Origin of the sequence: Streptomyces sp. NPDC053541, from assembly GCF_044544705.1 — a bacterium.
Taxonomy (GTDB): domain Bacteria; phylum Actinomycetota; class Actinomycetes; order Streptomycetales; family Streptomycetaceae; genus Streptomyces.
Genome location: NZ_JBITXM010000003.1, coordinates 222,486 through 240,960 on the forward strand (window position 1 = coordinate 222,486; position 18,475 = coordinate 240,960).

Consider the following 18,475-nt stretch of genomic DNA (forward strand, 5'->3'; position numbering starts at 1 on the left):
GGTCCGACCCGAAGCAGGAACCCATGGCACCACTCATCGCACTGCGCGAGGTCAGCAAGAGCTTCACCGCACGCTCCGGCACCGTCACGGCGCTCGACTCGATCGACCTGGACATCGAGGCGGGGGAGATCTTCGCGATCATCGGGCACTCCGGAGCCGGGAAGAGCACCCTGGTCCGACTCATCAACGGACTCGAACACGCCACGTCCGGCACGGTCACGGTCGACGGAGTGGTGATCGGCGAACAGAGCGAACGGGAGATGCGCCGGCTCCGCTCGCGCATCGGCATGATCTTCCAGCAGTTCCACCTCTTCCGCTCCCGCACGGTCTACGGCAACGTCGCCTACCCCCTGAAGCTCGCGGGCCTGCCCAGGGAACGGCAGCGGGACCGGGTCGCCGAACTCCTCGCCTTCGTCGGCCTCACCGACAAGGCGTGGGCCCGTCCCGACCAGCTCAGCGGCGGCCAGAAGCAGCGCGTCGCGATCGCCCGGGCCCTCGCGAACGACCCCGCGATCCTGCTGGCGGACGAGTCCACCAGCGCCCTGGACCCCGAGACCACGCGGGACGTCCTGCGCCTGCTCCGGCGCGTCAACGCCGAACTGGGCGTCACCGTCGTGGTCGTCACCCACGAGATGGACGTGGTGCGGAGCATCGCCGACCGCGTCGCCGTCCTCGAAGCGGGCCGGCTCGTCGAGGTCGGCACCGTCTTCGACGTCTTCTCCGCGCCCCGGACCGAGACCAGCCGCCGCTTCGCCGCGACCGTCCTCAGGAACCGCCCCGGCGCGGACGACCTGACCCGGCTGCGGAAACGGCACGACGGCACGCTCGTCTCCGTCACCGTCGACGACGACGACGTGCTCGGACCGGTCCTCACCGAGGCCGTACGAGAGCACGACCTGCGCTTCGAGATCGTGCACGGCGGCATCGACACCCTGCAGGGCCGCTCGTTCGGCAGCGTCACCCTGGCGCTGACCGGTGCCGAGCGGGACATCGAGACGACGGTGGACCGACTGCGCGCGGTCGCCCCGGTGGAGGTGCACGCATGACCAGCGACTGGAACACCCTCTGGCCGGTCTTCACGGCCTCCGTCGGCCAGACCCTGTGGATGGTCGCCGCGACCATGCTCTGCGGAGGCGTCCTCGGCCTGCTCCTCGGCATCCTGCTCTACACGACGCGGCGCGGCGGACTGCTGCCCAACGCCCCGCTCCACACCGCCCTCAACCTCGTGGTGAACGTCGTCCGGCCCATCCCCTTCATCGTCTTCATCACCGCCGTGGGCCCGCTGACCCTCAAGGTCGTGGGCACCACCATCGGCACCGCCGCCGCGACCTTCCCCCTGGTCCTCGCCGCCACCTTCGGCATCTCCCGCATCGTCGAGCAGAACCTGGTCACCATCGACCCCGGGGTGATCGAGGCGGCCCGCGCCATGGGCGCAGGCCCGCTGCGCATCATCACCACCCTCCTCGTCCCCGAGGCGCTGGGCCCGCTGATCCTCGGCTACACCTTCGTCTTCGTCTCCGTGGTCGACGCCACCGCCATCGCCGGCGCGGTCGGCGGCGGCGGACTCGGCAACTTCGCCATCGCCTACGGCTACCAGCGGTTCGACTGGACCGTGACCTGGACCGCCGTCCTCGCCATCGTGCTCCTCGTGCAACTCGCCCAGTTCCTGGGCAACCGGCTGGCCCGCAGGGCGCTGCGCTCGTGACGGCCCGCGCGCCCCGGCGCGGCTTCATCGGGCGTTCACACGTGAACCCTGGTGCCCCGCGCGGGAGTCGTGGTCTCCTGAAGCCATGAGCCTGCTGGTGACGCGCCGACACGTGGACTACGCGCGCGTCACCACCATGGGCTGTTCCGGCTGACCCCGAGGCCCCGTCCCGGCGTCCGGACACCGACGCGCGACTCCGGCGGCTCCCGCGCGCCCCGCCCCACGACGGCCTCGTTCCCCCGCCCGCGCCCACGGCTTCCCGTGGGCGCAGCACCCGTTCGCAGCACCAGGAGGAGACGACGCATGAGCGTTCACGACATCCCCGGCACCGTCGACGTCCGGGATCCGGCGGTCTTCGCCGCCGAGTGGGAGGAGTGGCACCGGGACAAGGACGCCCGGCTCGCCTCCGAGCACGGCTTCCTCGCGGTGACCGGACTGCACTGGCTGTCCGCCGAGCCCCGGCGGGTTCCCGGCGCGCCCGGCAGCTGGTCGACCGGGCCCGAGGGGGTCCTCGTCGAGCTCGACGAGGGGGAGGAGCTCCTCGTCGACGACGCGCCGGTGCGCGGCCGGCACCTCTTCGGCGTCATCCCGGAGCGCGGCGGAGTCGACGCCGTCTGGGGCGACACCGTGATCGAGGTCGCCAAGCGCGGCGGCAACGACGTTGTGCGCCCGCGCCACCCCGAGCACCCGCTGCGCACCGGATTCACCGGCACGCCCGCGTACGAGCCCGATCCGCGCTGGGTGGTCACGGGCCGCTACGAGGCCTTCGACGCGCCGCGGCCGACCACCGTCGGCGCCTCCGTGGAGGGGCTGCGGCACGTGTACGACGCACCCGGCCGGGTGGTCTTCCACCTGGACGGGCGGGAGCTGAGCCTCACCGCTTTCAACGGGAACGCGCCCGGCACCCTCACGGTGCTGTTCACCGACGCGACCTCGGGCGTCACCACGTACGCGGCCAACCGCCACCTCGCCGTCGCCGCGCCCGGGCCCGACGGCACCGTCGTGCTCGACTTCAATCGCGCGACCAACCTGCCCTGCGCCTACACCGACTTCGCGACCTGCCCGCTGCCGCCTGCCGAGAACCGGCTGCCGGTCGCGATCGAGGCCGGCGAGAAGATCCCCCACGAGCGCGGCCCGGTGTCCTGACCGGACCCGGCGGGGAGCGAACCGGCGGGGGAGCGGCGCCGTCCGTCAGGGACCCGGGTCCTGGCGGACGGCCAGCAGGGCGACGTCGTCGTCGTTGTCCGGCGGGCGCGTGCGGGACAGGACCTCGTCCGCGAAGGACTCCAGGGGGCGGTGCGCCAGGGCCGCGGCGTGCCGGCGCAGGCGCTCCAAGCCCTCGGTGAGGTCGTGGCGCGGGGACTCGACCAGGCCGTCGGTGTAGAGCAGCAGCGTCGCGCCGGGCGGGAACTCCGTCGTCGCGTCCGGACGGTCCTCGTCCGGCGAGACGCCGAGCAGCATGCCGTGGGCCTCGGTCAGGTACCGGGCGATGCCGTCGTGGGTGACCAGCAGCGGCGGCGGATGGCCGGCGTTCGTCCAGGACAGTTCGCAGCGCTCGCCGTGCCGCTTCATCCGGGCGAAGACCAGGGTGGCCATGGACACCTCGGCCACGTCCAGGGTCGCCCGGTCCAGCCACTCGACGATCTTGCTCGCCGGCCTCTCCTGCGACAGCGCGTAGGCGCGCAGCATGTTGCGCAGCTGCGCCATGCCGGCCGCGGCGTCCACGTCGTGCCCGACGACGTCGCCGATGGCCAGCGCCGTCGCGCCGTCCGTGAGCGTGAACGCGTCGTACCAGTCCCCGCCCACCTGGGAGGCGTGCGGCGCGGGCAGGTAGCGGGCCGTCATCGTGTGGCCCGGGGTGTACGGCAGCCGGGGCAGCAGGTGGCGCTGCATGGTCTCGGCGACCTTGCGCTGCCGCTGGTACAGCCGGGCGTTCTCCAGTGCGAAGCCCGCGCGGCGCGCGATGTCCTCCAGGAGGACGCCGTCGGCCGTGGTGAACGGCTGGGGCTGCTCCGCGCGCCCCAGGGTGAGGGCGCCCAGCACCTCGTGCAGGGTGCGCAGCGGCACCATGATCGCCGAGTGCATGCCGGTCTCCTCGAACAGGCGCCGCTGCTCGACCGCCACGCCGGAGTCCGGCGGCCCCTGGTACGTCTCGGGCCCGGCCAGCGAGGACGCCACCCCGCGCAGCGCCCGGGCCAGCGGCATCGAGGACTCCTGTGGCACCGGCGGCATCGGCCCCTGGAGGTCCTCGCGGAAGGTCACGCCCTCCTTCCCGGCACGGGCGACGGCGAAGCGCCACACGTCGCCCCCCTCGCCGATCAGGTCGATGACCGCCCAGTCGGCGAGCCGGGGCACCACGAGGTCGATCAGCCGCCGGAGCGCCTCGTGGATGTCGAGCGTCGAGGTCAGCAGGGTCGTCGTCTCGGCCAGCAGCGCGAGCCGCTCCAGCTCCGAGAGCCCCGCACCGCCGACGGCCCGCCGCGCGGTCCCGCCGGCGGGCGCGGCGGCGTGGAACAGCACGAGCGTGCTGACCGGCAGGGCGTCCACCTGGCAGGACGTGGCCAGCCAGGCCACCGGGAGCAGCGTGCCGTCGCCGCGCTCCAGCCACTCCTCCTCGCCCTGCGCGGTCCGCCCGTCGAGGACGCTCTCGCGCATCCGGCACTGGGCCCGCGGCACGGGATCGCCCGCCCGGGTGCGGTGCAGCAGGTCGTGGGCGTCCTGCCCCAGCAGCTCGGCGACCGGGCGCCCGAGCAGACGCGCGCCGTGGCTGTTCACGGCCAGGATCCGGCCCTGCTCGTCCGCCAGGTAGGCGCCCGAGCCCAGGCCGTCCAGCGTCGCGGTCACGGAACCGTACGGACCGTCCGCACCCGTCATCGCCTGCGCCTTTCGTCGGGGACACGCCTCGTCCCCTGCGAGTGCCCCGCGGGGCACTCGCTGATGCGCGGGGGCGGCCCCGAGGCGCCGTGGGGCCCGTGAACGCCCCGAGGAACGCGGACGGCCGGTGCCGGCGTGTGGAGAGCCCCGAACCCGCCCTCACGACCCGGATCTGCACGTGGTGATGTGCCGTGCGCTGTGCACCTTCACTTGTACGCGGTGCTGGGCTGCGGTGTGTGAGGGGAATCGAACCCCCGCGCTGCCCTTCGCGCGCCAAGAAAGGGGCTGGAAAACCGCCAGCCCTCGGTGTGTGCACGCCTCCGAGGCCGCTACCTGCTCCACACGAGCACCGGCCGGCCGGCCGGCCGGACCCGGTCAGTCCAGCAGATCGACCTCCCAGTTCGTGCGCTGGATCGTCACGTCGACCTCGCGGATCTCGCGGGCGATCAGGTCCGCCTGTCCGCGCAGCTCGGCGACCGGCAGCGCGGACAGCATCATCAGCTCGGACCGCAGCTGCCGCCCGTACCCGCGCTCGTTGCTCCCCGCCGCCGCGTCGGCGGCGGCCGTGATCACGGCGTGCCGCAGCCTGAGGACGTCACGGCGGGCGAGGAGGTCGGTGAGGGTGTGCTCGCCGTCGACGGACACCGAGGCGTTGGTCCGGTTGATCCGCCGGATCAGGGACTCCAGGGAGTCCAGCACCTCGGCGGTCTCGGCCAGCAGCTGTGCCGCGTCCTCGGCGGGCGTCTCGCCCTCCTGGTACCGCGCGCTGCCGACGACCCGCGCCCGCAGCTGCTCCACGCGGCGCGTCGCCTCCGCCCGTTCGGCCAGTGCCTCGGCCAGCTTCATCGTCACTGCCTCCCCTCGTGATCCGGCCCGAGCATACGGCCACGGGCGGGCCCGACCGGCGCCGGGGTCAGGCGCCCGCCCTGCGCTTGTTCCACACGTCGAAGCCGACGGCGGCGAGCAGCACCAGGCCCTTGATGACCTGCTGCCAGTCGGTCCCCACGCCGACCAGGTTCATGCCGTTGTTGAGGACGCCGAGCACGAGTCCGCCGATGATGGCGCCGAGGATGGTGCCGACGCCGCCGCTCATCGACGCCCCGCCGATGAACGCGGCGGCGATGGCCTCCAGTTCGAAGTTCACGCCGGCCTTCGGCGAGGCCGCGTTGAAGCGCGCGGCGAAGACCAGGCCGGCGAGCGCCGCGAGCATCCCCATGTTGAGGAACACCGCGAAGGTCACCTTCCGGTCCTTCACGCCGGACAGCTTCGCGGCCGCCAGGTTGCCGCCGATCGCGTACACGTGCCGCCCGATCACCGCGTTGCGCATCACGTAGCCGAAGCCGACCAGCAGCACGGCCAGGATCAGCAGCACCACGGGCGCGCCCTTGTAGCTGGCCAGCAGCAGGGTGCTGACCAGGACCGCGGCGACCAGCGCCGTCACCTTCAGCGCGAACAGGCCGGTCGGCAGCGTCTCCAGGGCGAACTCCCGCTGCCTGCGACGGTCCCGTACCTCCTGGAACACCACGTACGCGATCAGGCCGAGCCCGAGGAGCAGGGTCAGGTTGTGGTAGTTCGTGTGCGGCCCGACCTCAGGCAGGAAGCCGTTGGCGACCTTCTGCAGACCGCTCGGGAACGGGCCGAGCGTCTGCCCCTTGAGGAAGATCTCGGTGAGCCCGCGGAACAGCAGCATGCCGGCGAGGGTGACGATGAACGACGGTATGCCGACGTACGCGATGAAGAAGCCCTGGAGGGCGCCGGCGACGGCGCCGAGGAGCAGCGTCAGCAGCACGGCGACCGGCCAGGACACCTGGTGCTCGACCATGAGCACCGCCCCGGTGCCGCCGACCAGCGCCATCAGGGAGCCCACCGACAGGTCGATGTGCCCGGAGACGATGACGATCATCATGCCGATGGCCAGGATGAGGATGTAGCTGTTCTGCAGCACCAGGTTGGAGACGTTGCGCGGCAGCAGCAGGTCGCCGCCCGTCCAGACCTGGAACAGCAGCACGATCAGACCGAGCGCGAACAGCATCCCGTACTGGCGCATGTTGCGCCGGATCCCGTCCAGGAGCACCCCGGCCAGCGGTGTGCCGCGCGTCGTCGTGCCGGCGGCGCCCGGGGGAGCCGGGGCGCTCTTGTCCATGCCGATGTCGGTGCTCATGCCTGGTGTCCTTCGTCGGGGTCGGTGCTCGGTGCGCCGGGGCCGGGGCCGGGGCCGGGGCTCGGGGTTCCGGCGGGCGGGATGGGGGAGTCCTGGGTCATGTGCCGCATCAGGAGCTCCTGGGTGGCCTCCGCGCGTCCGACCTCGCCGGTCAGCCGCCCCGCCGCCATGGTGTAGACGCGGTCGCACAGGCCCAGGAGTTCGGGCAGCTCGGAGGAGATGAGGAGGATCGCCCGGCCCTCGGCGGCGAGCCGGTCGATCACGGTGTAGATCTCGAACTTGGCTCCCACGTCGACCCCGCGGGTGGGCTCGTCGAGGACGAGCACCTCCGGGTCGGCGAGGATCCACTTGCTGAGCACGACCTTCTGCTGGTTGCCGCCGGAGAGCCGGCCGACCCGCTCCAGGACGTTCGGCGTCTTGATGTTCATGGTCCGCCGGAAGCGCTCGGCCACCCGGCGCTCCTCGTGCCCGTCGACGATCCCGCGCCGGGCGAGCGCGCCCAGCGAGGTGAGCGAGATGTTCCGGCTGACCGAGTCGTCGAGGTGGAGCCCGTACTGCTTGCGGTCCTCGGTGACGTACGCGATGCCCTGGGCGACCGCCTCGGGCACCGTACGGGTGCGCACCTCGCGTCCGTTCCTGAGCACGGTGCCCCGCTCGTAACGCCCGTACGAGCGCCCGAAGACGCTCATCGCGAGTTCCGTGCGGCCGGCCCCCATGAGGCCGGCGATCCCGACGATCTCGCCGCGGCCGACCCGCAGCGAGACCCCGTCGACCACCTTGCGGGCGCGGTCGAGCGGATGGCGCACGGTCCAGTCGCGGATCTCCAGGACGGGCTCGCCGGCGTCCGGGCCCTCGTACGGGGTGCGGTCCGGGAAGCGGCTGTCGAGGTCACGGCCCACCATGCCGCGGATGATGCGCTCCTCGGTGGTGGCCGGGTCCCGCACGTCCAGCGTCTCGATCGAGCGCCCGTCGCGCAGGATGGTGACCGAGTCGGCGATCCGGGCGATCTCGTTCAGCTTGTGCGAGATCAGGATCGAGGTGATGCCCTCGCCCTTCAGCTCGCCCATCAGCCGCAGCAGCTTCGCGCTGTCCTCGTCGTTGAGCGCCGCGGTCGGCTCGTCGAGGATGAGCAGGCGCACGTTCTTCGCCAGCGCCTTCGCGATCTCCACGAGCTGCTGCTTGCCCACGCCGATGTCGGCGACCCGGGTCTCGGGGTGCTCGTCGAGGCCGACCCGGCGGAGCAGTCCGGCCGCGCGGCGCAGGGCCTCGCGCCAGTCGACGACGCCGCGCCGGGCGGGCTCGTTGCCGAGGAAGATGTTCTCGGCGATCGAGAGGTGGGGTACGAGCGCCAGCTCCTGGTGGATGATGACGATGCCCCGCTCCTCGCTGGCCCTGATGTCCCTGAAGCGGCAGGGCTCGCCGTCGAAGAGGATCTCGCCCTCGTAACTCCCGTGCGGGTGGACGCCGGACAGCACCTTCATCAGGGTGGACTTCCCGGCCCCGTTCTCCCCGCACAGCGCGTGCACCTCCCCGCGCGCCACGGACAGGGTCACGTCGGACAGCGCCCTGACGCCGGGGAAGGTCTTGACGATGGAGCGCATCTGGAGGACGGGGGTCATCGCAGCGCCCCGGCGTCGATGTAGCCGGAGTCGACCAGGACCTTCTGGTAGTTGGACTTGTCGACGCTGACCGGGTCGAGCAGATAGGCCGGGACGACCTTCTTGCCGTTGTCGTAGGTGTGGTCGTCGTTGATCTTCGGCTTCTTGCCGTCGAGGACGGCGGCCACCATGTCCGCGGCGACCTGGGCGAGGGCGCGGGTGTCCTTGTAGACGGTCTGGGTCTGCTCGCCCGCGATGATCGACTTCACGGAGGCGACCTCCGCGTCCTGGCCGGTGACGACCGGCAGCGGCTTGGCCGGGCTGCCGTAGTCGTCGGACTTGAGGGCGGACAGGATGCCGATGGAGATGCCGTCGTAGGGGGAGAGCACGGCGTCCACCCGGGCCGTGGAGTACGCGGACGTCAGCAGGTCGTCCATGCGCTTCTGGGCCGTCCCGCCGTCCCAGCGCAGGGTGGTGACCTGGTTGAGCTGGGTCTGGCCGGAGCGCACGACCAGCTGCTTCTTGTCGAGGTAGGGCTTGAGCACCTTCATGGCGCCGCTGAAGAAGTACCGAGTGTTGTTGTCGTCGTTGGAGCCGGCGAACAGCTCGATGTTGAACGGGCCCTTCTTCGCGCCGCCCTTGAGGCCCAGCTTGTCCACGATGTACGTGGCCTGGAGCTCGCCGACCCGCTCGTTGTCGAAGGAGGCGTAGTAGTCCACGTGCGGGGAGCCCAGGATGAGGCGGTCGTAGGAGATCACCGGGATGTGGGCGTCCGCCGCCTGCTGGAGGACGTTGGACAGGGCCTCGCCGTTGATGGCGGCCACGACGAGGGCGTCCACGCCCTGGGTGATCATGTTCTCGATCTGCGCGACCTGCTGGTCGGGGTCGTCCTCGCCGTACTGCAGGGTGGTGGCGAAGCCGGCCTTCTCCAGGCTGGCGGTCATGTTCCGGCCGTCGGCGATCCACCGCTCGGAGGACTTGGTGGGCATCGCGATGCCGATGGTGAGGTCCTTCTTGTCCTTCGACTCCTGGCTGCCCCCTTCGCTGTTCTGCCCGCAGCCGGTCAGGAGCAGGGCGCAGCCGGTGGTCACGGCCAGGAGGGCGGATGCGGAGCGGAACTTCTTCATGGGCGTTACCCCAATTCCCGTCGTCGAGGGCGGCTCCGACCGGGTTCGGGTTCGACGGCGGCGCGTGTCCTCGCACCACCGGGAGGACTCCGTTCCGGCGGGGTGGGCGGGGCGTCGGCGCCCCGGTCGAGCTAGATTGTTAGCGCTCACAATGGAGTGATACAAGAGGCGCTAAGGTTTTTCTCGCATCGAGGCACAGTCGTGATCACGGGAAGGAGGCAGACGTGGCACATCCCGCCGAGGACGTCCGCCCGCCGACGATGGCCGACGTCGCACGGGAGGCGGGCGTCTCCCACCAGACCGTCTCCCGTGTACTGAGCGGGCACCCCAACGTGCGCGAGGCCACCCGGGAGCAGGTCACCCGGGCCATCGAGCGCCTCGGCTACCGCCGCAACTCCGCCGCGCGCGCCCTGGTCACCCGCCGGACGCGGACACTGGGCGTCATCGCGGTCAACACCACCCTGTACGGCCCCGCCAGCACCCTCACCGGCCTCCAGGAGGCGGCCCGGGAGGAGGGCTACCTCGTCTCCACCGTCAATCTGCGCACCGGCGAGGGGCAGGGCCTCAAGGACGCCATCGACCACCTCGCGGCCTGGGGCGTGGAGGGCGTCGTCGCCATCACCCCGCAGCGCTCCCACGTCCGGGCCCTCGCCGAACTCGACGCGCCCTTCCCCGTGGTCACCGTGGAGGGCGGCCACCGGCTCGACCTGCCCGGCGTCTCCCTCGACCAGGAACTCGGCGCCCGGATGGTCACCGAGCACCTGCTCGCCGCCGGCCACGCCACCGTCTGGCACGTCGCCGGTCCCGAGGACTGGCTGGAGAGCGAGGCCCGCACGGCGGGCTGGCGCGCCGTCCTGGAGGAGAGCGGCATCCGGCCGCCGCGGGTGCTCACCGGAGACTGGAGCCCGCTCTCCGGCTACCACGCAGGACAGGAACTCGCCGGACTCGCCCTGGCCCGCCGCGGCGCCGCCCCCGTGACGGCCGTCTTCGTCGCCAACGACCAGATGGCGCTCGGCGTCCTGCGCGCCCTGCGCGAGGCGGGCATCCGCACCCCCGCCCAGGTCGCGGTCGCCGGCTTCGACGACATCCCGGAGGCCGAGTACTTCCCGCCCCCGCTCACGACGGTCCGTCAGGACTTCGCCGCCATCGGCCGCCGCAGCATCGGCCTCCTCGTCGACCACATCGAGGGCCGCGCCACACGGGTGGAACACCTCCTGGTCGAACCCCAGCTCATCATGCGCGCGAGCACGCGGCCTTCGGGCGAGGCATGAGGGGCGGCCTCGGGCCGGGTTCGAGGCGCGGCGCGGGGGCGGGCCTGATGCCTCGCCGGAGGGGTGGGGCGGGGACCGGGCCTGAGGCGCGGCGCGGGGGCGGGCCTGAGGCGCGCCGCCCTGGTGCCGGGCGCCGCTGACCGGACGGCTCGGCGGGCCCGGCATCGGCGCGGCCCCAGGGCCCGGCGGGCTGCTGAGCGGGCCCGGTGATCGGGCCCGCGGTCGGGTGCGGGCTGATCCGGTGTGCCGACCGGCGCCCGGGTGCCCCTGGGTGCCCGGTGCGGCTGCGGCCTCCGGCGCTTGGCGCCGACCGGCGCGGCCTTCGGGCCGCAGGCGGCCCTGCCCGGCGGGGCCGGGGGGCCTGACGCCGGCCTGCCCGGCCGTTGGCCGGGTCCGTGGTCGGGTGCGGGTTGATGCGGTCTGTGGGCCGGGGTTGTCGCCTGGTCGTGGTCGGCGCGCGCGCCCTGAGGACGGCTGGGGGTCCGGGTGCCCCTGGGTGCCCGGTGCGGCTGCTGCCTCCGAGGCCTGCCGGTGCGGGTTCTCGGCCGGTAGGCGGCCCGCCCGGTGGGCCCGCTGCCGTCGGCGCCCGGTCCGCCGTCCGGGCCCGGCGCCGTCCGCGCTGTCCTGCGGTCGTACGCGGGCCTCGTGCCGTAGCCGCCCGAGGGCTGGTTCGCCGCCGCGCTCCGGGCGGCGCCCGGGCGCGGGCACCCGTGCGCTCGCCGCCCCGCGCTGCCGCTTCCGGGGCCCGGCGCCCACCGGCGCGGCCCCAGGCCCGCCTGCCCCGGTCGCCCGGCACCGCCCCGCCCCCGCCCCCGCGTGAGCGCTCATCTCCGCGCCCACCCCCGTCCCCGAATCTTTCGCAGAAGCGCACGCAGCTCTTGTCGTGCCGCGTTGTTAGCGTTAACAATCAAGCTGCCTCCGCCCGCCCATGAAGAGAGAGAACGCCACCGTGACCGCACACACCCCCTCCGGCTCCGCAGCCCCGCACCACCCCGAGGCCTGCACCATCGGTGTCGACTTCGGCACGCTCTCCGGGCGCGCCGTGGTGGTCAGGGTGCGGGACGGGGCCGAGCTCGGGGCGGCGGTGCATCCGTACCGGCACGGCGTCATCGAGGAGCACCTGCCGTCCACCGGCGCCCCGCTGCCCCCCGACTGGGCCCTGCAGCACCCGGAGGACTGGTGCGAGGTGCTGCGCACGGCCGTGCCGGCGGCGGTCGCCGACGCCGGGATCGACCCCGCCCTCGTCATCGGCATCGGCACCGACTTCACCGCCTGCACCGTCCTGCCGACCACGCCGGACGGCACCCCGCTCGCCCTCACCGACGACTGGGCCGCCCGCCCGCACGCCTGGCCCAAGCTCTGGAAGCACCACGCGGCCCAGGAACAGGCCGACCGCATCAACGCCCTCGCCCGGGCGCGCGGCGAGAAGTGGCTCGCGCGCTACGGCGGGCGGATCTCCGCCGAGTGGCAGTACGCCAAGGCCCTCCAGGTCCTGGAGGAGGACCCCGCCGTCTACGCCGCCTGCGCCCGCTGGATCGAGGCGGCCGACTGGATCGTCTGGCAGCTCACCGGCGCCGAGTCCCGCAACACCTGCACCGCCGGCTACAAGGGCATCCACCAGGACGGCGGCTACCCCTCGCCCGGCTTCCTCGCCGGACTCCACCCGGACTTCGCCGACTTCCCCGCCACCCGCCTGGAGCACCCGCTGTCCCCGCTCGGCTCCCGCGTCGGCTCGCTGAGCAGCCGGGCGGCGGGCTGGACCGGCCTGCCCGAGGGCATCGCCGTCGCCGCCGGCAACGTCGACGCCCACGTCGCCGCGCCCGCGGCCGGCGCCGTCGAGAACGGGCGGATGCTCGCCATCATGGGCACCTCCACCTGCCACGTCCTCAACGGCGCCGCCCTCGCCGAGATCCCCGGCATCTGCGGGGTCGTCGACGGTGGCATCGTCGAGGGCGCCTACGGCTACGAGGCCGGCCAGAGCGCGGTCGGCGACATCTTCGCCTGGTGGCTCCGGCAGGGCGTCCCGGACTCCTACCGCGCCGAGGCCGAGGCGAGCGGCGAGGACCTCCACCAGCTCCTGACCCGCAAGGCCGCCGGCCAGCCGGTCGGCGCGCACGGTCTGGTCGCCCTGGACTGGCTGGGCGGCAACCGTTCTCCGCTGGTCGACCACCACCTCTCCGGCGTCGTCGCCGGCCTCACCCTCGACACCCGGCCCGAGGACGTCTACCGCGCCCTGCTCGAATCCACCGCCTACGGCACCCGGTTGATCGTCGAGGCCTTCGAGGACGGCGGGATCCCGGTCGAGGAGTTCATCGTCACCGGCGGACTGAGGAAGAACGCCCTGCTCATGCAGATCCACGCCGACGTGCTCCGCCGCCCCGTCTCCCTCGGCACCTCCGAACAGGGCCCGGCGCTCGGCTCGGCCATCCACGCCGCCGTCGCCGCCGGCGCCCACCCCGACGTCCGTTCCGCCGCCGCCGTCATGGGCAGCGTCCACCGGCACGCCTATCTGCCCGACCCGGCCCGCGCCGACGCGTACGACGCCCTGTACGCCGAATACCGCGCCCTGCACACGCACTTCGGCACCGGAGCCGACCTCCTCCTGCACCGCCTGCGCCGCATCCGCAACACCGCGCGCCGCACCACCGCCGGCTGACCCGAAGCCCCCCCCAGCCCTCCCCAGCACACCCAAGGAGCACACCGCCATGACGCCCGCCCCGCCCGACCGCGAGATCTGGTTCCTCACCGGCAGCCAGGCCCTCTACGGCGAGGACACCCTGGCCCAGGTCGCCGCGCAGTCCCGCACCCTCTGCGCCATCCTCGCCGACCAGCCGCAGCTGACCGTCCGCCTCGTGTGGCGGCCGGTGCTCACCGACGCCGACGCCATCCGCAGGGTCTGCCTGGAGGCCAACGCCGACGACCGCTGCGTCGGCCTGATCGCCTGGATGCACACGTTCTCCCCGGCCAAGATGTGGATCGCCGGACTGGACGCGCTCACCAAGCCGCTGCTCCACCTGCACACCCAGGCCAACCGCGCACTGCCCTGGTCCACCATCGACATGGACTTCATGAACCTGAACCAGGCCGCCCACGGCGACCGGGAGTTCGGCTTCGTCCAGACCCGCCTCGGCGTCCCGCGCAAGACCGTCGCCGGCCACGTCTCCACCCCCGAGGTCGTCGAGCGGATCGCCGGCTGGGCCCGCGCCGCCGTCGGCCGCGCCGAGCTCGCCGGCCTCCGGCTGGCCCGCTTCGGCGACAACATGCGGGACGTCGCCGTCACCGAGGGCGACAAGGTCGAGGCGCAGCTGCGGTTCGGGGTCTCCGTCAACACCTACGGCGTCAACGACCTCGTCGCCGCGGTCGACGCCGCCCCCGAGGACACCGTCACCGCCCTCGTGAAGGAGTACGAGGACCGCTACGCCCTCGCCCCCGAACTGCGGCCCGGCGGCGAGCGCCACGCCTCCCTGCGCTACGCCGCCCGCATCGAGGCGGGACTGCGCGCCTTCCTCACCGAGGGCGGCTTCCGCGCCTTCACCACCAACTTCGAGGACCTCGGCGGCCTGCGCCAGCTCCCCGGCCTCGCCGTGCAGCGCCTGATGGCCGACGGCTACGGCTTCGGCGGCGAGGGCGACTGGAAGACCGCCACCCTGCTGCGCACCCTGAAGGCGATGGCCGACGGCCGGCCCGGCGGCACCTCCTTCATGGAGGACTACACCTACGACCTCACGCCCGGCCGCGAACTCATCCTCGGCGCCCACATGCTGGAGGTCTGCCCCTCCCTCACGACGGCCACGCCGAGCTGTGAGATCCACCCGCTCGGCATCGGCGGCCGCGAGGCCCCGGTCCGCCTCGTCTTCGACGCCGACCCCGGCCCCGCCGTCGTCGTCGGACTCGCCGACATGGGCGACCGGTTCCGGCTCGTCGCCAACCACATCGACGTCGTCACCCCGCCCGAGCCGCTGCCCAAGCTCCCCGTCGCCCGCGCCGTCTGGCGCCCCCGCCCCGATCTGCGCACCTCCACCGAGGCCTGGCTGACCGCCGGGGCACCGCACCACACCGTCCTCACCACCGCCCTCGGCGGCGAGGAGCTCGACGACCTCGCCGAGATGCTGCGCACCGAACTCGCCGTCATCGACGAGGACACCACCGTCCGGCGCTTCACCCACGAGCTGCGCTGGAACCAGGCCTACCACCGACTGGCCCAGAGCCTGTGAACCCCGGGACGGAACCCGCCGTGAACATGCCCGCCCCCCGGCCCTCGCCCTCGGCCGTGTCGCAGGAGCTGCGCCGCGAGGTCCTCGAAGCCAACCTCCGCATCCCGCGGGCCGGACTCGCCACCCTCACCTGGGGCAATGTCAGCGGGGTGGACCGGCAGGCCGGCGTCTTCGTGATCAAGCCCTCCGGAGTGGCCTACGAGGACCTGCGCGAGGAGGACCTGGTCGTCGTCTCGCTGGCCGACGGAAGCGTCGTGGAGGGCCGGCTGCGCCCCTCCACCGACACGGAGACGCACCGCAGCCTCTACCTCGCCTTCCCCTCCATCGGCGGCGTGACCCACACCCACTCCACCCACGCCGTCGCCTTCGCCCAGGCCCGGCGCCCGATCCCGGTGCTCGGCACCACCCACGCCGACACCTTCAACGGCCCCGTGCCCGTCACCGCGCCGCTCACCGCCGAACAGTGCGCCGCGGACTACGAGTACAACACCGGCCAGGTCATCGTGGACCTGCTGGACCGCGACGACACCCGGGCCCGGGAGGTCCCCGGCGCCCTGGTCGCCCATCACGGCCCCTTCACCTGGGGCGCCGACGCCACCGCCTCCCTGGAGCACGCCGTCATCTGCGAGGCGGTCGCGGAGATGGCCCTGCACACCCTCGCCCTGGGCCCGGTGGACCCCCCGCGGCACCTCCTGGACCGCCACTACACCCGCAAGCACGGCCCGGACGCCTACTACGGCAACCCGCCGGCCCGGTGAGCCCCCGCGCCGGCCCGCCTCTCCGGGGCGGGCCGGCGCGGGAGCCCCGCCGTGGGCGTCAGTTCTGCCCGCCCGGGGCCAGGACGACGAAGTCCGCGTTCGACGGGTCCAGACACACGGCGAGCCGGCCCACGCCCTCCGCGTCCTCCGGGCCCATCTGGACCGTGCCGCCGTTGGCGGTGACGGCGGCGACCGCCGCGTCGCAGTCCTCGACCGCGAACACCGGGTGCCAGTACGGGCGTCCGCCGGTCAGGGCGAGGTCCTCCTTCGACACCTGCATCAGACCGCCCTGCATCCGCTCCTCGGGCAGCCCGGCCGGCGTGATGAGGGTGTACGTGCCCTCACCGCCGCCGCCCGGGAGCGGCATGTCACCGAAGGTCCAGCCGAGGACGGTCCCGTAGAACTCCTTCGCCGCGGCGGCGTCGCTCGTGTACAGCTCGGTCCAGTTCAGCGAGCCCGGCTCGTCCACCAGCTCGACGCCCGTGGTGGCCCCCGGCTGCCAGACCGCGAACTGCCCGCCGAGCGGGTCGCTGTACTGGGCCATCCGGCCCCACTCGCCGAGGTCCCGCGGCGGCACCCGCACCGTGCCGCCGGCACGCTCGACGGCCACGGTGGTCGCGGCGGCGTCGGTGACCGTGTAGTAGATCATCCAGGCGGAGCGGGCCCCCGCCTCGGTGAGCTTGCCCAGCCCGGCGACGGTCCTGCCGTCCTTCCGGAAGACGCCGCCCTCCATCTCGCCGTCGTCCTCGCCGCCCCCCATCGGCTCGTAGTCCCAGCCGAGGACGGCGCCGTAGAAGGCCGCGGCGGCGCCCACGTCCGGCGCGCCCAGGTCGAGCCAGCAGGGGGTGCCGGGATCGAAGTCAGTGGTGATCATGGCCCTTGCCTTTCACGGGGCCCGGCGCGCGAGCCGCGACCGGCGGGCGCACGGGGTCCCCACGGGTGGATTCCGTACCACCCGACAGCCTGACACCCGGCACTGACAGCCGCCGCCCGGCCGCCGGGAAAGGGCGGGCGCACGGGTGACCCGGCGCGATACGGTCCCGGCATGTCCGCCACCACCGCCACAGGCGCCGCGCAGCTCGCCGCCGACGACCTCCACCAGGTCGTACGGCTCGCCGTCAGCACGCTCCGGGAGGCGCCCGAGTCCGCCTGGGAGGGCAGGGCCGGGAGCCTGGAGTGGAACTGCTGGGAGACGGTCGAGCACCTGGCCGACGACCTGTTCGCCTACGCCGTGCAACTGGGCCCCGCCGCACCGCCGACGGACGGCGAGGTGCCGTTCGTCTGGGAGGCCCGGCGTCCCGGCGGGCCCGCCAACGCCGTCCATGCCGACCGCTCCGCCGGCCCCGCCGGTCTGCTCCAGGTCCTGGAGGCCTGTGGCGCGCTGCTCGTCGCCATGGTCCGCACCGCCGCCCCGGAGACCCGCGCCTACCACCCCTACGGGGTGTCCGACCCCGTGGGCTTCGCCGCGATGGGCCTGGTGGAGACCCTGGTGCACACCCACGACCTCGCCGCCGGCCACGGCCTGGCCTGGGAGCCGCCCGCCGGGCCCTGCGCCCGCGCCCTGGCCCGCCTCTTCCCGGAGGCTCCGGCCGGCACGCCGCCCTGGCCCACCCTGCTCTGGGCGACCGGCCGCACGGAGCTGCCCGGCCACCCGCGGCGCACGAGCTGGCGCTGGGACGGCACGGTCCGGGCCGGGGACGCCGCCCTCGGCTGACTGTCAGACCCCCCTCGTACCGTCAAGGGAGACGGGTCCGGCAGGGGCCGGACCCCCGGAGCGAGGGAGCGGGCATGGGTGAGATCAGTGTGGACCGGCGGCGGCTCGACCATCTGCTCGCGGACAGCCGCAGCGGATACGCCGTGCCGTACCAGGAGGCCTTCGCCGGGCTCGCCGACTCCTACCGGGGACGGCCGGTCGAGGTGATCGTGCCGCTCCTGAGAGAGGCGGCCGAGCGGGCGCTGCTCGGCTTCACCGCGGCCGATCTGCTGGACCAGGCCCGGGCGATCAGCAGCGGCGCCCCGTACGAGCTGCGGATCCGGGTGACCGGAAGGTAGCCGCGCGCGCCGCGGCGGCGCCCGCCGGGCGCCGCCGGTTCAGCGGGCGGAACGCAGGCGTTCGCGGTCGATGCCCAGTTCGCGCACCAGCGCCTCGTCCACCCACTCCAGCATGGTGGTCCGGGAGAGCGGTCCAGCGTACGAGGTCATCTGCACGGCGAGCCCGTCGAGCAGGGCGGTGAGCCGCCAGGCGGCGTCCTCGGGGCGCTCGCAGCGGAACTCGCCGGCGGCGACGCCCTCGGTGATCACCTCGGCGATCGCGGCCTTCCACTGCCGGTCGAGGTCATGGGTGACGTCGCGGAGCACCGGCTCGCGCAGCGCCGCCGCCCAGCCCTCGATCCACAGCCGCCAGCCCTTGGCCTGCCCGGTCGGCGCGTACCAGCGCACGGCCGAGCGCAGCCGGCGGGTGGCGCTGCCGCGCGCGCCGAGGAGTTCGCGGAGCCGGGCGAGGTCGCCGCGGGCGGCGTGCGCGAAGGCCTCGGCGACGAGGAGTTCCTTCGTGGAGAAGTGGTAGAGCACCAGGGAGCTGCTGACGCCGAGCTCCTGGGCGACGTCCGCGATGCGCACGTTGCCGACGCCGCGGGCCCCGATCTGTTCCACGGCGACGCGCAGGATCTCCGCGCGCCGCTCCTCCACGCTCAACCGGACTCTGGCCACGGCCTCACCCTATACACAGGCCCGGCAGCCCCCTCGGGAGTGCGCTGTGGCGGGGCTC

Annotated in this window: 16 protein-coding genes; 9 read left to right on the top strand and 7 right to left on the bottom strand. The window is 73.5% G+C overall.

All coding sequences use genetic code 11. From position 1 onward, the window contains the following. The first annotated feature begins 23 nt into the window (after positions 1-23). The 3 genes from ACIGW2_RS08220 (at position 24) to ACIGW2_RS08230 (ending at position 2,851) form a co-directional block, all read left to right on the top strand. Positions 24-1,046 (top strand): methionine ABC transporter ATP-binding protein, encoded by a 1,023-nt coding sequence (locus ACIGW2_RS08220; RefSeq protein ID WP_399842032.1) that lies wholly within the window; start codon positions 24-26, stop codon positions 1,044-1,046. Then, complete coding sequence (locus ACIGW2_RS08225; protein ID WP_391652140.1) at positions 1,043-1,705, top strand: methionine ABC transporter permease; 663 nt, start codon at positions 1,043-1,045, stop codon at positions 1,703-1,705. The genes ACIGW2_RS08220 and ACIGW2_RS08225 overlap by 4 nt, the downstream gene beginning before the upstream one ends. A 303-nt stretch (positions 1,706-2,008) precedes the next feature. Further along, positions 2,009-2,851 carry a DUF1684 domain-containing protein gene (locus ACIGW2_RS08230; RefSeq protein ID WP_391652139.1) on the top strand — a complete coding sequence of 281 codons (843 nt, stop codon included), beginning with the start codon at positions 2,009-2,011 and terminating at the stop codon, positions 2,849-2,851. A 45-nt stretch (positions 2,852-2,896) separates the two neighbouring features. Here ACIGW2_RS08230 and ACIGW2_RS08235 read toward each other — a convergent pair whose 3' ends face one another. The 5 genes from ACIGW2_RS08235 to chvE all read right to left on the bottom strand — a co-directional run bounded on the left by ACIGW2_RS08235 (position 2,897) and on the right by chvE (position 9,465). Then, a complete protein-coding gene (locus ACIGW2_RS08235; RefSeq protein WP_391652138.1) occupies positions 2,897-4,579 on the bottom strand; it encodes a SpoIIE family protein phosphatase in 1,683 nt (560 codons plus the stop codon). A gap of 375 nt (positions 4,580-4,954) precedes the next feature. Next, the gene (locus ACIGW2_RS08240) at positions 4,955-5,425 is read right to left on the bottom strand and encodes a DIP1984 family protein (protein WP_391652467.1); all 471 of its coding nucleotides are present in this window, start codon (positions 5,423-5,425) and stop codon (positions 4,955-4,957) included. A gap of 67 nt (positions 5,426-5,492) precedes the next feature. Next, positions 5,493-6,722 (bottom strand): multiple monosaccharide ABC transporter permease, encoded by a 1,230-nt coding sequence (mmsB, locus tag ACIGW2_RS08245; RefSeq protein ID WP_391652466.1) that lies wholly within the window; start codon positions 6,720-6,722, stop codon positions 5,493-5,495. A gap of 14 nt (positions 6,723-6,736) precedes the next feature. Then, positions 6,737-8,359 (bottom strand): multiple monosaccharide ABC transporter ATP-binding protein, encoded by a 1,623-nt coding sequence (gene mmsA, locus ACIGW2_RS08250; RefSeq protein ID WP_399842037.1) that lies wholly within the window; start codon positions 8,357-8,359, stop codon positions 6,737-6,739. Next, entirely contained in the window at positions 8,356-9,465 is a 1,110-nt protein-coding gene (gene chvE / locus ACIGW2_RS08255; RefSeq protein WP_361576265.1) for a multiple monosaccharide ABC transporter substrate-binding protein, read from the bottom strand. Before chvE ends, mmsA begins: the two co-directional genes overlap by 4 nt. Before the next feature lie 224 nt (positions 9,466-9,689). Here chvE and ACIGW2_RS08260 point away from each other — a divergent pair, with 224 nt between their 5' ends. From ACIGW2_RS08260 to araD, 4 genes are all read left to right on the top strand, one after another. Then, positions 9,690-10,736 (top strand): LacI family DNA-binding transcriptional regulator, encoded by a 1,047-nt coding sequence (locus tag ACIGW2_RS08260; RefSeq protein WP_391652136.1) that lies wholly within the window; start codon positions 9,690-9,692, stop codon positions 10,734-10,736. A 949-nt stretch (positions 10,737-11,685) separates the two neighbouring features. Next, the gene (araB, locus tag ACIGW2_RS08265; RefSeq protein WP_391652135.1) at positions 11,686-13,392 is read left to right on the top strand and encodes a ribulokinase; all 1,707 of its coding nucleotides are present in this window, start codon (positions 11,686-11,688) and stop codon (positions 13,390-13,392) included. Between the two features lie 49 nt (positions 13,393-13,441). Next, the gene (araA, locus tag ACIGW2_RS08270; protein ID WP_399842043.1) at positions 13,442-14,950 is read left to right on the top strand and encodes an L-arabinose isomerase; all 1,509 of its coding nucleotides are present in this window, start codon (positions 13,442-13,444) and stop codon (positions 14,948-14,950) included. 26 nt (positions 14,951-14,976) lie between these two features. Then, positions 14,977-15,708, top strand: a complete 732-nt coding sequence (araD, locus tag ACIGW2_RS08275; protein ID WP_399842723.1) for an L-ribulose-5-phosphate 4-epimerase AraD — start codon at positions 14,977-14,979, stop codon at positions 15,706-15,708. 58 nt (positions 15,709-15,766) lie between these two features. Here the strand turns inward: araD and ACIGW2_RS08280 are convergent, their stop codons facing one another. Continuing rightward, positions 15,767-16,582: a VOC family protein gene (locus ACIGW2_RS08280; protein WP_391652133.1), complete on the bottom strand. Its 816-nt coding sequence runs from the start codon at positions 16,580-16,582 to the stop codon at positions 15,767-15,769. A gap of 171 nt (positions 16,583-16,753) precedes the next feature. On the opposite strand from ACIGW2_RS08280, the gene ACIGW2_RS08285 reads away from it, so the two are divergent. Beyond that, positions 16,754-17,422, top strand: coding sequence for a hypothetical protein (locus tag ACIGW2_RS08285; protein WP_399842047.1), 669 nt, complete (start codon positions 16,754-16,756; stop codon positions 17,420-17,422). 74 nt (positions 17,423-17,496) lie between these two features. Further along, positions 17,497-17,760, top strand: coding sequence for a hypothetical protein (locus ACIGW2_RS08290; RefSeq protein WP_361576283.1), 264 nt, complete (start codon positions 17,497-17,499; stop codon positions 17,758-17,760). Positions 17,761-17,799: 39 nt separating this feature from the next. Here the strand turns inward: ACIGW2_RS08290 and ACIGW2_RS08295 are convergent, their stop codons facing one another. Beyond that, positions 17,800-18,417: a TetR/AcrR family transcriptional regulator gene (locus tag ACIGW2_RS08295; RefSeq protein WP_361576286.1), complete on the bottom strand. Its 618-nt coding sequence runs from the start codon at positions 18,415-18,417 to the stop codon at positions 17,800-17,802. Between the last annotated feature and the right edge of the window lie 58 nt (positions 18,418-18,475).

What these genes read in the sequence shown, in the direction of transcription:
- ACIGW2_RS08240 (WP_391652467.1), bottom strand. Translation starts at nt 5,425, where the DNA reads ATGAAGCTGGCCGAGGCACTGGCCGAACGGGCGGAGGCGACGCGCCGC.
- ACIGW2_RS08235 (WP_391652138.1), bottom strand. Translation starts at nt 4,579, where the DNA reads ATGACGGGTGCGGACGGTCCGTACGGTTCCGTGACCGCGACGCTGGAC.
- mmsA (WP_399842037.1), bottom strand. Translation starts at nt 8,359, where the DNA reads ATGACCCCCGTCCTCCAGATGCGCTCCATCGTCAAGACCTTCCCCGGC.
- ACIGW2_RS08230 (WP_391652139.1), top strand. Translation starts at nt 2,009, where the DNA reads ATGAGCGTTCACGACATCCCCGGCACCGTCGACGTCCGGGATCCGGCG.
- ACIGW2_RS08290 (WP_361576283.1), top strand. Translation starts at nt 17,497, where the DNA reads ATGGGTGAGATCAGTGTGGACCGGCGGCGGCTCGACCATCTGCTCGCG.
- ACIGW2_RS08220 (WP_399842032.1), top strand. Translation starts at nt 24, where the DNA reads ATGGCACCACTCATCGCACTGCGCGAGGTCAGCAAGAGCTTCACCGCA.
- ACIGW2_RS08285 (WP_399842047.1), top strand. Translation starts at nt 16,754, where the DNA reads ATGTCCGCCACCACCGCCACAGGCGCCGCGCAGCTCGCCGCCGACGAC.
- araA (WP_399842043.1), top strand. Translation starts at nt 13,442, where the DNA reads ATGACGCCCGCCCCGCCCGACCGCGAGATCTGGTTCCTCACCGGCAGC.
- araD (WP_399842723.1), top strand. Translation starts at nt 14,977, where the DNA reads ATGCCCGCCCCCCGGCCCTCGCCCTCGGCCGTGTCGCAGGAGCTGCGC.
- ACIGW2_RS08280 (WP_391652133.1), bottom strand. Translation starts at nt 16,582, where the DNA reads ATGATCACCACTGACTTCGATCCCGGCACCCCCTGCTGGCTCGACCTG.
- mmsB (WP_391652466.1), bottom strand. Translation starts at nt 6,722, where the DNA reads ATGGACAAGAGCGCCCCGGCTCCCCCGGGCGCCGCCGGCACGACGACG.
- ACIGW2_RS08225 (WP_391652140.1), top strand. Translation starts at nt 1,043, where the DNA reads ATGACCAGCGACTGGAACACCCTCTGGCCGGTCTTCACGGCCTCCGTC.
- chvE (WP_361576265.1), bottom strand. Translation starts at nt 9,465, where the DNA reads ATGAAGAAGTTCCGCTCCGCATCCGCCCTCCTGGCCGTGACCACCGGC.